At 60.3% G+C, this 12936-nt stretch carries 15 protein-coding genes; 8 read left to right on the forward strand and 7 right to left on the reverse strand.

The window, feature by feature from the left end; translation table 11 throughout:
- Window positions 1-9: 9 nt before the first annotated feature.
- The 4 genes from ACGKZZ_RS03195 to folK all read right to left on the reverse strand — a co-directional run bounded on the left by ACGKZZ_RS03195 (window position 10) and on the right by folK (window position 3843).
- Window positions 10-651 (reverse strand): DUF2062 domain-containing protein, encoded by a 642-nt coding sequence (locus ACGKZZ_RS03195; protein ID WP_411221985.1) that lies wholly within the window; start codon window positions 649-651, stop codon window positions 10-12.
- A 20-nt stretch (window positions 652-671) separates the two neighbouring features.
- Window positions 672-2810: a RelA/SpoT family protein gene (locus tag ACGKZZ_RS03200; protein WP_411221986.1), complete on the reverse strand. Its 2139-nt coding sequence runs from the start codon at window positions 2808-2810 to the stop codon at window positions 672-674.
- 39 nt (window positions 2811-2849) lie between these two features.
- Window positions 2850-3203 carry a DNA-directed RNA polymerase subunit omega gene (gene rpoZ / locus ACGKZZ_RS03205; protein ID WP_411221987.1) on the reverse strand — a complete coding sequence of 118 codons (354 nt, stop codon included), beginning with the start codon at window positions 3201-3203 and terminating at the stop codon, window positions 2850-2852.
- A gap of 76 nt (window positions 3204-3279) precedes the next feature.
- Complete coding sequence (gene folK, locus ACGKZZ_RS03210; RefSeq protein WP_411221988.1) at window positions 3280-3843, reverse strand: 2-amino-4-hydroxy-6-hydroxymethyldihydropteridine diphosphokinase; 564 nt, start codon at window positions 3841-3843, stop codon at window positions 3280-3282.
- A gap of 153 nt (window positions 3844-3996) precedes the next feature.
- On the opposite strand from folK, the gene ACGKZZ_RS03215 reads away from it, so the two are divergent.
- Together ACGKZZ_RS03215 and ACGKZZ_RS03220 are read left to right on the forward strand one after the other, a co-directional pair.
- Entirely contained in the window at window positions 3997-4569 is a 573-nt protein-coding gene (locus ACGKZZ_RS03215; protein WP_411221989.1) for an NYN domain-containing protein, read from the forward strand.
- Window positions 4570-4593: 24 nt separating this feature from the next.
- Window positions 4594-5031, forward strand: a complete 438-nt coding sequence (locus ACGKZZ_RS03220) for a YqaA family protein (protein ID WP_411221990.1) — start codon at window positions 4594-4596, stop codon at window positions 5029-5031.
- Here ACGKZZ_RS03220 and ACGKZZ_RS03225 read toward each other — a convergent pair.
- Window positions 5012-6265: an MFS transporter gene (locus tag ACGKZZ_RS03225; RefSeq protein WP_411221991.1), complete on the reverse strand. Its 1254-nt coding sequence runs from the start codon at window positions 6263-6265 to the stop codon at window positions 5012-5014. The genes ACGKZZ_RS03220 and ACGKZZ_RS03225 overlap by 20 nt on opposite strands.
- Window positions 6266-6329: 64 nt before the next feature.
- The gene (locus tag ACGKZZ_RS03230; RefSeq protein ID WP_411221992.1) at window positions 6330-6791 is read right to left on the reverse strand and encodes a c-type cytochrome; all 462 of its coding nucleotides are present in this window, start codon (window positions 6789-6791) and stop codon (window positions 6330-6332) included.
- 143 nt (window positions 6792-6934) lie between these two features.
- Between ACGKZZ_RS03230 and ispH the strand changes: the two genes are divergently transcribed.
- Window positions 6935-7885: a 4-hydroxy-3-methylbut-2-enyl diphosphate reductase gene (gene ispH / locus ACGKZZ_RS03235; protein WP_411221993.1), complete on the forward strand. Its 951-nt coding sequence runs from the start codon at window positions 6935-6937 to the stop codon at window positions 7883-7885.
- Here the strand turns inward: ispH and ACGKZZ_RS03240 are convergent.
- Complete coding sequence (locus tag ACGKZZ_RS03240) at window positions 7882-9999, reverse strand: DEAD/DEAH box helicase (RefSeq protein ID WP_411221994.1); 2118 nt, start codon at window positions 9997-9999, stop codon at window positions 7882-7884. The genes ispH and ACGKZZ_RS03240 overlap by 4 nt on opposite strands.
- A 109-nt stretch (window positions 10000-10108) precedes the next feature.
- Between ACGKZZ_RS03240 and ACGKZZ_RS03245 the strand changes: the two genes are divergently transcribed.
- The 5 genes from ACGKZZ_RS03245 to ACGKZZ_RS03265 are packed head-to-tail and all read left to right on the forward strand — an operon-like array spanning window position 10109 to window position 12887.
- Window positions 10109-10723, forward strand: coding sequence for a LysE family translocator (locus ACGKZZ_RS03245; RefSeq protein WP_411221995.1), 615 nt, complete (start codon window positions 10109-10111; stop codon window positions 10721-10723).
- A 38-nt stretch (window positions 10724-10761) separates the two neighbouring features.
- A complete protein-coding gene (locus tag ACGKZZ_RS03250; RefSeq protein WP_411221997.1) occupies window positions 10762-11214 on the forward strand; it encodes a DUF3429 domain-containing protein in 453 nt (150 codons plus the stop codon).
- Window positions 11211-11801, forward strand: a complete 591-nt coding sequence (locus ACGKZZ_RS03255; protein WP_411221999.1) for a class I SAM-dependent DNA methyltransferase — start codon at window positions 11211-11213, stop codon at window positions 11799-11801. The genes ACGKZZ_RS03250 and ACGKZZ_RS03255 overlap by 4 nt, the downstream gene beginning before the upstream one ends.
- Window positions 11794-12267 carry a ribonuclease HI gene (gene rnhA / locus ACGKZZ_RS03260; RefSeq protein ID WP_411222000.1) on the forward strand — a complete coding sequence of 158 codons (474 nt, stop codon included), beginning with the start codon at window positions 11794-11796 and terminating at the stop codon, window positions 12265-12267. Before ACGKZZ_RS03255 ends, rnhA begins: the two co-directional genes overlap by 8 nt.
- Window positions 12264-12887 carry a trimeric intracellular cation channel family protein gene (locus tag ACGKZZ_RS03265; RefSeq protein WP_411222001.1) on the forward strand — a complete coding sequence of 208 codons (624 nt, stop codon included), beginning with the start codon at window positions 12264-12266 and terminating at the stop codon, window positions 12885-12887. The genes rnhA and ACGKZZ_RS03265 overlap by 4 nt, the downstream gene beginning before the upstream one ends.
- Window positions 12888-12936: the final 49 nt, after the last annotated feature.

A 12936-nucleotide genomic window follows, 5' to 3' on the forward strand; every position in this document is an offset into this window, starting at 1 on the left:
GCCCGTCCTTTACCCGTCGTCAGCCTGTTTCGTCTTTTTCTTCAACGCCGCAAGTTTTGCCTTCAAAACGCCCATACGGCGGTTCTGATAGGCGCGGATGAGGGGCACCGACAGGTAATAGCATATCAACGCGGTGATGATTCCGGGGATCACCCCGCCCACAAGCCACGGAAAAAACACTTCGTGATAAAAGAGGGTCAGGCTTGCCCAGTCGGCCTCGGTATCATTGAACAACGTTCGGAAATTGCGCCAGAGGTCCTCGCTCGCCTTGGCGAATTTATATGGCACGCTGCCATGCTGTGGCGCGTCTTTGCGCAGGCCAAGCAACCAGTATCCTGTTTGCAACGAGGCAACGCTGATCGGCACATATGTCAGGGGATTGCCGAAGAAGGTCGAAAGAAGCGAGGCGATGATGTTGCCACGCATGACCCAGGCCAAGAGACCGGCAACCACAAAGTGCAATCCGAAAAGCGGTGTGAAGGTGGTGAACACTCCGGCAAATATGCCGCGTGCGATACGTTCGGGTGGGTCGGGCAAACGGTTCAGGCGATGCTGGACATAGCGGGCGGCACGTCCCCACCCGCCACGCGGCCATAACGCCTCGCGGAGGGTGGCCCATATCGACCGCCTGTCCCGCCGTTTGAATACCAAGTCCCTTCCCTTCGATCTTCCTATTCGGCGGCCGCTGCGCGTTGTGCCAAAGCCGGATCCCGGCTGCGCAGTACGGACGCCACATCGCTTTCCGCTTCCAATACCGACATGACCGCATGCAAATGGTTTGCGTCGCTCACGTCTATGTCTACGACCAACCTGTAAAAATCAGGTTTGCGATCGACAAATTTCATATCCGAGATATTGGCCTTCTGTTCGCCGATCAATGTGCAAATCCGTCCCAGCACTCCGGCGTCATTGCCGATGGTGAGCTCAAGCGACACTGTGTAAACCGGAGGATGGCTCCCGATCGCCCAGCGCAGATCGAGCCAGCGGCTTGGCTGGTCTTCAAAGCTGGCGAGCGCTCCGCAGTCGATGCTGTGAACGATCACACCCTGCCCGCGCTGCGTGATGCCGACGATGCGTTCGCCGGGCAAGGGCTGGCAACAGGGTGCACGGTCGAACGCCTGACCCTGATCCAGACCGATCACGGCGCGTTGCAATTCCACGAATTCCAGCGGTTCGGGTGCGAGGTCCGGAAACACCGCCGCGACGACATCGCGCGCTGACATTTCGGCGCTTCCCAATCGCGCCAGCAGTTCCTGCGCGTCCGGGATGCGCAGGTTGCGGGCGGCCATTTCAAGCACCTTATCGCTGGCTTTCTTACCGACATTCTCAAAGGCAGAACGCGCCAACTCGCGGCCAAGTTGAGCAAACCGTTCACGTCCGGCTTCGCGCAGCGCCCGACGGATTGCGGACTTGGCCTTGCCGGTGGTCGCGATGTCGAGCCACGTGGATTGCGGCGATTGCCCTTCCGCCGTGATGATATCGACCGATTGCCCGTTCTTCAGCCGAGTCCATAGAGGCACGCGAATGCCGTCGACCTTGGCGCCGACGCACCCCGCCCCGATGCGCGTGTGGATCGCATAGGCAAAATCCAGTGGCGTCGCGCCGCGCGGCAATTTCACGACATCTCCCTTGGGCGTGAAGCAGAACACCTTGTCGGGATACATCTCGAGCTTGACCGCCTCGAGGAAATCCTCGTGATCGTCCTCGCCGATAAATTGCTCTGTCAGCGAGGCGACCCATTTGGCCGGGTCCACGGCAAACGGGTTCTCGCTGCGCACACCGTCGCGATAGGACCAGTGAGCGGCGACGCCCGTTTCCGCGACATCATGCATCTGGCGGGTGCGGATCTGGACCTCGACCCGTTTACCGTCGCGGCCGGAAACTGTGGTGTGGATGGAGCGATACCCGTTTGATTTCGGTTCGCTGATGTAATCCTTGAAACGCTCGGGAATGGCCCGCCAGCGTTGATGAATCACGCCCAGTGTGGTGTAGCAATCGGCGATCGAATGGGTGATGATGCGAAACCCGTAGATGTCGGAGAGGCGGGAAAACCCGATCTCCTTTTCCTGCATCTTGCGCCAGATCGAATAGGGTTTCTTGGCGCGGCCGAACACATCGGCATCAACACCGGCCTTGTCCAGTTCCATGCGCATGTCGCCGGTGATCTTGTGAATGACATCGCCGGTTTCCCGCTGAAGGGTAATGAATCGACGTATGATACTGGCCCGACCCTCGGGGTTGAGGACGCGGAAGGCGAGGTCTTCAAGCTCTTCTCGCATCCACTGCATCCCCATGCGACCGGCCAGCGGAGCATAGATATCCATCGTCTCGCGGGCCTTCTGCACTTGCTTGTCGGGGCGCATCGCCTTGATGGTGCGCATGTTGTGCAGGCGGTCGGCAAGCTTTACTAGAATGACCCGCATGTCCTTGGACATCGCCATGAACAGCTTGCGGAAATTCTCGGCCTGCTTGGTCTCGGAACTGGAAAGCTGGAGGTTGGTCAGCTTGGTGACGCCATCGACCAGCATCGCGACTTCGGCACCGAACTGTTTGGCCACTTCGGAATAGGTGGATTTGGTGTCTTCGATCGTGTCATGCAACAGCGCCGTGATGATGGTGGCATCATCTAGCTGCTGTTCGGTCAGAATTGCCGCTACGGCGACAGGGTGCGAAAAGTAGGGTTCACCCGAATGACGCGTCTGACCCTCGTGCATCGCCCGGCCATAATCATAGGCCGCACGAATCAACGCCTCGTTGGTTTTCGGGTTGTAGTTGCGCACCAGCGCAACAAGGTCGTCTGCCGCGATCATCGGCGCCTCATTCTCATGCGGCCCGCGTCACGGGACGCGTCAGCCTTGGCCTTGCGCTTCCATCAATGCGCGAAGCAGCTTTTCTTCCGACAGATCGTCGTCGGCAGGTTTGTCAGGTTCGCCACCCATCAACAGCGCCATTGCGTCTTCTTCGGGCTCGTCGACTTCGATCTGGGTCTGGTTCGATTCGATCAGGCGCTCGCGAAGTTCGTCTGCCGATTGCGTTTCGTCCGCGATCTCGCGCAGGGCGACGACCGGGTTCTTGTCGTTGTCACGATCAACGGTGATCGCAGCACCGCTCGCGATCTCCCGCGCACGGTGCGCGGCAAGCATCACCAGTTCAAAGCGGTTCGGAACTTTATCAACGCAATCTTCAACCGTCACGCGGGCCATGACACACTCCAATTCATCGGGCAGCCTATAGAGAATCCGTTATTTATCGTTCGGGTCGCGCGAATACAACCCGTCATCAGGCATCAAGCACAACAATCTCCGCCAGAAGGTCTGGCGAGAGCGCGTCGCACATCTCGGCTACCGTGCGATCCAGAACCGGATGCCGCCACTGTGCCGCAATATCGCGCAGTGGCACAAGAACAAATGCGCGATCCTGCAAGCGCGGATGTGGCAGGATCAACTGATCAGGAGCAGCCTGACGCTGAGCCTCAAGCGGCAAATCGCGCCATGCGATATAGGTTGCACGATCCGGCAACACCCGGTCACCGCTTGCAATCAGATCAAGATCGAGTGTCCTCATCCCCCATCGATTGTGACGTTCCCGGCCGAAGAACGCTTCGATCTTGTGCAGGCGCGCCAGCAGATCCTCTGGTGACAGCGCCGATTGCAGATGCGCGGCGGCATTTACATAGTCGGGTCCGGCACCGGCTGGAAAACACGGTGTTCGGTAGAATGCGCTGACCGATTGCACCTTGAGATCTGCATTTTCAAGCATCTCGAGTGCCGCACGTAAAGTCACCTCCGGCGGACCTTCGGTTGACGAAAGGTTAGCTCCCAATGCGATGAAGAAATCGTTCATATTAAGCTCATATCAGAAAGGCTGACCGGAAATCGTACCTTGTAGTGAATTTCTGAGCCATTAAATCACGCAACGCGGCTTTGCCATGAGGCTTTGAGGGCGCTGGTCCTTGAATGTGTGCAAAAGCCAAAAGATTTTTGAAAGGCCCGATTCATGTTTTACAAAGACGAGCGACTGGCGTTGTTTATCGACGGCTCGAACCTCTATGCCGCTGGAAAGTCACTTGGATTCGACATTGACTACAAGCTTCTCCGGCAAGAGTTCCTGCGTCGCGGAAAACTGCTTCGCGCATTCTATTACACCGCGCTGTTGGAAAATGATGAGTATTCTCCGATCCGCCCCTTGGTGGATTGGCTCCACTATAACGGCTTCAATATGCGCACCAAGCCGGCCAAGGAATATACCGACAGCCAGGGGCGACGTAAGGTCAAAGGCAACATGGACATCGAACTTGCCGTCGATGCGATGGAACTTGCGGATTATGTCGATCACATTGTCTTGTTTTCGGGCGATGGCGATTTCCGGCCTTTGGTGGAAAGCCTGCAACGCAAAGGCGTCCGGGTGTCTGTCGTGTCGACGATTCGAAGCCAGCCGCCGATGATTGCGGATGAGTTGCGGCGCCAAGCGGACAATTTCATCGAACTCGACGAGCTGCGCGATGTCATCGGCCGCCCACCGCGCGATCCGATGCCCGAGCGTGAGCCTGCCGACACCGAGCAGACGTGAAGCTGACCGGATAGTATCCGCGCGATGTGGAATGAAGCCCTCTCGCTTGGCGGGCTGTTCATCGCCGCCTTCGGCGCGGCGACGATTTTGCCGTTCCAATCCGAGATCGTCTTTATCGCTTTGCAATTGCGCGGAGACATCCCGATCGCTTGGATCGTCGTCGTGGCCAGCATCGGCAACATCCTTGGATCCGGCCTGAACTATGGGCTGGGCCGGGTGCTGGAGCGATATCGCGGTCGCCGCTGGTTTCCGGTGTCGCAAAAGCAGTTGGACCGTGCGCAGGACTGGTACGCCAAATGGGGTGTGTGGACGTTGCTCCTCAGCTGGGCACCGCTGGGTGATGCGTTGACGATCGTTGCCGGCGTGATGCGGACGAATGTCTGGGTGTTCTTTGCGCTGGTCGGAATCGCCAAGATCGTTCGCTACGTCATTGTGGCCTGGCTCACTGCGATGACGTTCTGATGACCGCAGTCTCTGGCGTTCGCGGCAAGTCTCGCGCGGCGCGTCCAATGCCCCAGATCATCAAGCCCGTCGTTACGACGAAGTAGCCCGCAACGCTTAGGAACTGCGTCTCGATTCCGACGCCCCTGTCGATCAGAAATCCGGTCAGACCGGGGCCAATTGCTGAACCCAGAACCATGACCGCCGTCGCCGTTGCCTTGATCGCGCCGATATGGGCGGTGCCATAAAATTCCGCCCAGAAGGCGTTTGGCAAAGTGCTGTTGGCACCGGATGTGAGCCCAAGGAAAATAAACCCAACGGCCAGTCCGAGAGCGCTGTGCGTCAGTGCAAAGATGAGGAACGCTGCAACCATCGGGAGTTGATAATACGGCGTCAGTCGCGCCGTGCCGAACCGGTCGAGCGCCCAACCGGAGAGCACCATGGCGGCGATTCCGGTGACTGTGTAGACGGGGAACAGCGCAACGAAGCCCAGATGCTCGATCTCCTTGACCTCGGCCAAGTGGACCTGATGGAAGAAAAAGGCAGTGTTGAAGGCTGACGGCCCGAGAACCGCCGGAACCATGCACCAGAACTGCGGATGCCGCAGCACCTCGCCGCGCCGCCATTGCCGCCCCAGCATACCAAGGGACACGTCGTCATTTGCCATCGAGGCGGGAGTGCGCTCCTGCGCAAGAAGGCGCGCCAGAACGGGTATGGCAAGCAGCGATACACCGGCTGCGATCAGCCACAGGTTCTGCCATGCCATCATTGTCATGGCGGCGACGATGATCATGGGCATCAGCGCTTCACCGACAGCAAAACCAAGCGCGGCGATTGACAGCGCCCGACCGCGTGTGGCGATGAACCACCGCGCCATCGCGATCACGGCGACATGTGAACACATGCCCTGACCAAAGAGCCTGAGCGCAAATACCACAAACGGCAGCGCCCAGACCCAGGGATTGAACGCCATTGCCACGCAAGCCAGTGCCAATCCGGCCAGTACCAGAGGGCCAAGAACGCGAACGCGAAAGACATCCGTCAATACGCCCGCCCAAACCATCGTTAGAGCCGACGCCATCGTGCCAATCATGTAGATGCCGCCCCAGCTTCCGTGACTCAGGCCGAATTCCAGCCGGATTTCACCGGCAAAAAGCGAGATGAAATAGGTCTGGCCAAAAGACGACAGAAAGGTGAGCATCACCCCGGTGGTCAGAAACGGTGCATTGCTGCGAAGAAAGTCAGACAGGTGCATGTCGTTGCCATGCCCGCCCGCGTTCGGAGTGACAAGCCGCAAATGCCAGCCCGGCAGCGCAAGTTCAGTTGCGCGCGTTGATCTCGCTATGGATCTCCTGAACCTCGGTTGGCCAGGTGCTTTTGATGAAGGCGAGAACGTTCAGAATTTCATCATCGCTCAACACGTCACCAAACCCGATCATGGTCGATTTGTAACCGTTGCCGACAACGGCCTCACTGCCGACGGTGACGATCCGGATCAAAAGAGAATCGTCGTGGTGCCAAGTGTGTCCGCTTGCATCATGTGGCGGGGCCGGCAGGTAACCGTCTGCATTGGGAGTCTTCCAATCGGCTTCGCCTTCAAGGTTCGCGCCGTGACAGCTTGCACATTGAGCGTCGTAGATTTTTGCACCTTCGGCCACGCTGGCGGGATCGGTGTAGGGCAACGCACCGTCCGCGCTTTGGGCGCCGCTCGATAATACCACACTCAGGCCGAGGCCAAGAGCCAGGGCGGTGGCCACACCGATTGCAACAGTTTTTTTCATTCCACGTCTTCCCGTCATCAGTCCGAAGGCGTGCAAAGCACATTCCCGCACTGGAAGGTCAAGTCACCGCTTTGTGAGGTCCGGTCCTAGACCCCGAGGCCGATTCACCTTACCTCTCGCTCAGATACGGAGACACCGCACCGATGACGAAACCGCCCCTTACACTCTATCTCGCCGCGCCGCGCGGCTTTTGCGCTGGTGTCGACCGGGCCATCAAGATTGTGGAGATGGCGCTTTCGAAGTGGGGCGCGCCGGTCTATGTGCGCCATGAAATCGTCCACAACAAATTTGTCGTCGACAGTTTGCGCGACCAAGGTGCGGTGTTTGTCGAAGACCTGGACGAATGCCCGGATGATCGTCCGGTGATCTTTTCCGCCCATGGTGTGCCTAAGGCGGTGCCCGCCGAGGCCGCGAAGCGTGAAATGATCTATGTCGATGCCACCTGCCCACTGGTCAGCAAAGTGCATATCGAAGCCGCGCGGCATCACGAGAACGGTTTGCAGATGGTCATGATCGGCCACGAGGGCCACCCGGAAACCATCGGCACGATGGGGCAATTGCCCAAGGGCGAAGTGCTGCTGGTCGAAACGGTCGAGGATGTGGCGACGGTCGAAGTGCGTGACCCCGAGCGCTTGGCATTTGTCACACAAACGACGCTCAGCGTTGACGACACAATCGACATCGTCGCCGCTCTTAAATCGCGGTTTCCAGCCATCGTCGGGCCACACAAGGAAGACATCTGTTACGCCACCACCAACCGTCAGGAGGCGGTCAAGGCGATGGCCCCGCTGTGTGACGCGATGCTGGTGGTGGGTGCGCCGAATTCGTCAAATTCGCGGCGTTTGGTCGAAGTGGGGCGCAAGGCGGGATGCAGCTATGCGCAGCTGGTCCAACGCGCGACCGATATCGACTGGCGCGCGTTGGATGGAATTGCAAGCATGGGCATCACCGCCGGCGCCAGCGCGCCGGAACAGCTCATCAATGAGGTGATTGACGCATTTCGCGCGCGCTTCCACGTCACGATGGAAGTGGTGGAAACCGCCGTCGAGAACGTCGAGTTCAAAGTGCCGCGCGTGCTGCGAGAGCCTGCCTAGCGTTTCCCTCCGGGTTTTCCGCCCGGTTTTCCCTTGAATTTCGCCCCTGGCTTGCCTGTGGGTTTGCGGGGCTTACCCATGCGTTGCGAAGGATCGCCTGCATTGGCGCGCGCGACGTTCTTCCTGCTGTTCGGCTTGCCTTCGGGTGGCGGCGGGCCTTTGGGCTTGCCCTTGTAAGGCGTGGCCTGCATGCCGTCATCGCGATCCCTGCGCGGCGGGCGGTCGCCACCGGGCTTGCTGCCGAATTTTCCGGTAGGTTTGCCGCCCGTGGGCTTCCGATCGGACGGTTTCGGCTTTCGCACGCGGGGCGTCGGCGCATCGTTCCAGTCAATCGGCTTTGCCGGTTTCGGAGCGGACGTGGCCGCGCGTTCCGGCTTGGCTCCGGTCTCGGCGGGTGGCGCTAACTCGGTACTTTTAGAGGCGGGCTTTCCATCCAACTTTGCCCCGTCGCCATAGGATTTCCGTTCCGGCTTCGGTCCGTCCCTGTAGGGCTTGCGCTCTGGTTTTGACCCACCTTTGCCACCTGGCCGCGCGCCGCGTTCGAATTCAGGGGCGTGATCGAGCCGGGTCAGCGTGACGCCTTTTTCCAGTTCCATATCGGGCCCAACCGCATTCAGGAATCGCGCAACGGCGGATTCCTTGATTTGCACCAGCGAGTGATCCTGCTGGATGCGAATGGCCCCGACATCGTCCTTACCCAGATCGCCTGCGCCGCAGACCATCGGAAGGATACGTCGCGGCTCTGCATCGGCGGCGCGGCCACCGGAAACTGCAAACCAGACACTTGGCCCGAACTCTTGACGTTTCTCGGGCTTGGCACCGGGATCGGACAGCTCTTCCGGCGCGGTGTGCTGTTCGCGGAACAGACGCAGATAGGCAGCGGCGATCTGCTCGGGAGTCTTCTCATCCACCAAGCGCGCGACAACCGAGGTTTCGGATTCCTCGACAGGAACCGCCCAGCCCGGATCGGCGAACATCCGATCCTCGTCCTTTGCGAGAACCTCATCGGCAGAGGGCGCGGGGCCCCACTCGGATTTCAGCTTGGCCATGCCCAAAATTCGCTCGGCCTTCTTGCGCACCTTGGGCGTCACGATCAATGCGCTGACCCCCTTGCGCCCTGCGCGACCCGTCCGGCCGGAGCGGTGCAGCAGGGTTTCGTGGTTGGAGGGCAATTCCGCATGAACGACAAGATCGAGGTTTGGCAAATCAATGCCGCGCGCTGCCACGTCGGTGGCCACGCAAACCTGCGCGCGACCGTCGCGCATCGCTTGCAGCGCATGGGTCCGCTCGGTTTGAGATAACTCGCCCGACAACGCCACGACCTGAAAACCCCGGTTCGAAAGGCGCGTTGTCAGCCGGTTCACCATCGCGCGCGTGTTGGCGAAGACGATGGCATTCGGCGCTTCATAGAACCGCAACGTATTGATCACTGCATTGTCGGTGTCGCGGTCGGCCACCGTCATCGCGCGATAGGCAATATCGGCGTGCTGGCTGGTTTCGGATTTGGTGACCACCCGGATCGCATCGCGCTGATAGCTTTTCGCAAGGTTGGCGATCTGTTTCGGCACAGTGGCGGAAAACAGCAACGTCTGGCGGTCTTCGGGTGCTTCGCCCAGAATGAACTCCAGATCCTCGCGGAACCCGAGGTCGAGCATTTCGTCCGCCTCGTCGAGCACGACGGCGCGAATCTGGCTCAGATCAATCGAGCCGCGCATGATGTGGTCGCGCAAACGCCCCGGAGTGGCGACGACGATGTGGGCCCCTCGATCCAGCGCCCGGCGTTCATCGCGCATATCCATGCCGCCGACGGTCGAGGCCATGACGGCGCCTGCCTGCGCATATAGCCATGCCAGTTCGCGTTTCACCTGCAAGGCCAGTTCCCGCGTCGGGGCAATCACAAGAGCCAGCGGCGCGCCCGCCGCGCCAAAGCTCTCGTCACTTCCCAGGATGGTGGGCGCAATGGCAAGTCCGAAACCCAGCGTTTTGCCCGACCCGGTTTGCGCCGATACCAGAAGGTCTGCACCGGTATAGCCGGGGTTCAGAACCGCCTCTTGAACAGGGGTCAGCGTGTCGTATCCACGCGCGTCGAGGGCGTCTTGGAGGGCTTTTTTCACTTGCGTCGTCTTCTTTGTGTCAGCGGCCCAACAGCGGGCCAAAGCGCGCACCTAGATCATACAGGCACAAATGTATAGCGTCATCGGCATACACCACCGAGGAGCTGCCATGCTGTCACTGCAATTCCTGCTTACCGCATTCGTCGTTGTCGTCGCGCCGGGAACCGGGGTGATCTACACGCTCGCCATCGGATTGGAGCAGGGGCGGGCAGCGTCAATCTGGGCCGCGCTTGGCTGCACCTTCGGGATCGTGCCGCACCTGTTGGCAGCGACTTTGGGTCTGGCGGCAGTGCTGCATACGTCGGCAGTGTTGTTCAACGTCGTGAAATTCGCGGGCGTCGCCTATTTGCTCTGGTTGGCCCTCCAAGCCCTGCGCACTGGCGGCGCGCTTGCAGTGTCGGCGGACAAGACGGCCGAAAGCGGTTTGCGGATCGCCCGTCGCGGTGCGTTGATCAATATCCTGAACCCCAAGCTGTCGATCTTTTTTCTGGCCCTCTTGCCGCCGTTCCTGTCCGGCACACCGACCAGCGCAACCGCTGAAATGGCGATCTTGGGGGCGGTCTTTATGGCGATGACATTCGCGGTTTTCACCCTTTACGGTTTCTTTGCAGCCGCAGCCCGCAGATGGCTTTTGTCGAGCGAACGCGTCATGCTGTGGCTCAACCGGTCGTTTGCGGGCATCTTCACCGCTCTCGCCGGCCGGTTGGCGCTGGAGCGCGCCTGAGCTATGTCGCGACAAAGCCCCTCAGCATCGGATACGTCATGATTCAGATCCCTCGCTCTGTCCTCGTTCTCGGCCTTGCCGGCGTCATCCCGTTTGCATGGGGCGCGCTGACGCTGCTGTCCGATTCGGCCGCGCAATGGGGGCTGGACACGCTTGGCCCGCGTTTCATCGGCCCCTATGTGCAACTGTCCTACGGTATGGTCATCCTCAGTTTCATGTCAGGCGTGCTTTGGGGGTTCGCCACCAAGACGGAAGGTGGACAGGCCGCGACGGGTTATGCGCTCTCGGTCATTCCCGCACTTTGGGCGTTCTTCATGACGGGTGGCGGGCCGGTTTCGGCGGGCACAAACCTGATCTTCGGATTTCTGGGCGTTCTGGTTCTGGATTTCGCGTTCTGGCGCTGGGGTCTCGCTCCGAAATGGTGGATGCAGCTTCGCATCTTGATCACTGTCATGGTCGTGGCGTGCCTGTCCGTCGGAGTGTTCCGGTGACTGATCGCGATACCATTGCAGTCTATGACGCGCGCGCCGCGGATTATGCGCAGATTGATCCGTCGTGCAGCCGGAGCGCCACCTTGGCAGCCTTCATCGATGCGTTGCCCAAGGGCGCTCGTGTGCTCGATCTGGGGTGCGGACCCGGCACATCCGCTCGTCACATGGTGGCGGCGGGATGTCGCGTCGATGCGCTTGACGCATCAGCTGAAATGATCGCCCTCGCTTCTGCCATTGACGGTGTCTCGGCAAGGCAAGCCACGTTTGACGACATCTCGGGCGATGGCATTTATGACGGGGTCTGGGCGAATTTCAGCCTCTTGCACGCGCCCCGTACAGACATGCCCCGCCACTTGGCCGCAATCCACACCGCGCTCAAGTCAGGCGGTCTTTTCCACATTGCCGTCAAGGTAGGGCGCGGCGAATCGCGGGACAGCATCGGGCGCCTTTACACCTATTATTCCGAGGCCGAACTGAAGGCGCTCTTGAAAGATGCGGGTTTCACGCCCGGTGCCACTCGACGTGGACGCGACAAGGGGCTAAGCGGCGAGGATGCTGACTGGATATCACTGACCGCCCATGCCTGACCTTTACGCCTATACCGACGGAGCGTGTTCCGGGAATCCCGGACCGGGAGGCTGGGGCGTGCTGATGCAGGCCAGGGACGGTGACGCGATCGTCAAGGAGCGCACCCTATCGGGAGGCGAGGCCAACACGACCAACAACCGCATGGAATTGCTGGCCGCCATTCATGCGCTCGAGACGCTCTCGCGCCCGTCCTCGCTCACCATCGTCACCGACAGCGCTTATGTGAAGAACGGAGTCACCGGCTGGATTCACGGCTGGAAGCGCAACGGCTGGAAGACGTCGAACAAGAAACCGGTGAAGAACGTAGAGCTTTGGCAGCGGCTGGACGACGCGCAAGCCCGGCACGATGTGACGTGGGAATGGGTCAAGGGCCACGCCGGTCATCCCGAGAACAAACGTGCCGATGAACTGGCACGCGCCGGGATGGCGCCCTTCAAACCCTCCGCGAAACCCGCCGGACCATGACCATCATCGCCATGCTCGACTACGCGGCGGTTTTGGTGTTCGCGTTGACCGGCGCGTTGGTCGCTAGCCGGGCGCAGCTCGATATTATCGGCTTTTCCTTTCTTGCGATCCTGACCGGCGTCGGTGGCGGGACGTTGCGTGACCTGTTGCTTGACCGACATCCGGTATTCTGGATGGACGATCTTACCTATCTGGGCGTCGCCGTCACGGCGGCCTTTGTCGTGTTCTTCACCGCGCATCTGCTTGAAAGCCGGTACGCCGCGATCCTGTGGCTCGATGCGGCAGCGCTTGCCTTTGCCGTGGCAGCAGGCGCGCGCATCGCCGCGGCGCAAGGTGAAAGCGCGGTGATCGTGCTCGTGATGGGGGTGGTCACGGGCTGTCTGGGTGGTCTGATGCGCGATGTCGTGGCCAACGAAGTGCCCTTGGTCCTGAAGCGCGGCGAGCTTTATGTGACCTGCGCCGTGGCAGGTGCAGGCGTGTTCGCGTTGGCGCCATTGGTCGGATTGGGCGAGATGGCGACCGTACTGGCGTCGGGCGCACTGACCTTTGGGCTGCGTGCCGGGTCTCTGGGGTTCGGATGGCGGTTGCCGGTCTATAGATCGCGCCCGCCGCGAGCCTGATGTCGGTGAGGGGGCTTTGCCCCCTCGGCCTTCGGCCTCACCCCCAAGG

Origin of the sequence: Marivita sp. S2033 (genome assembly GCF_046592965.1) — a bacterium.
Lineage (GTDB): Bacteria > Pseudomonadota > Alphaproteobacteria > Rhodobacterales > Rhodobacteraceae > Marivita.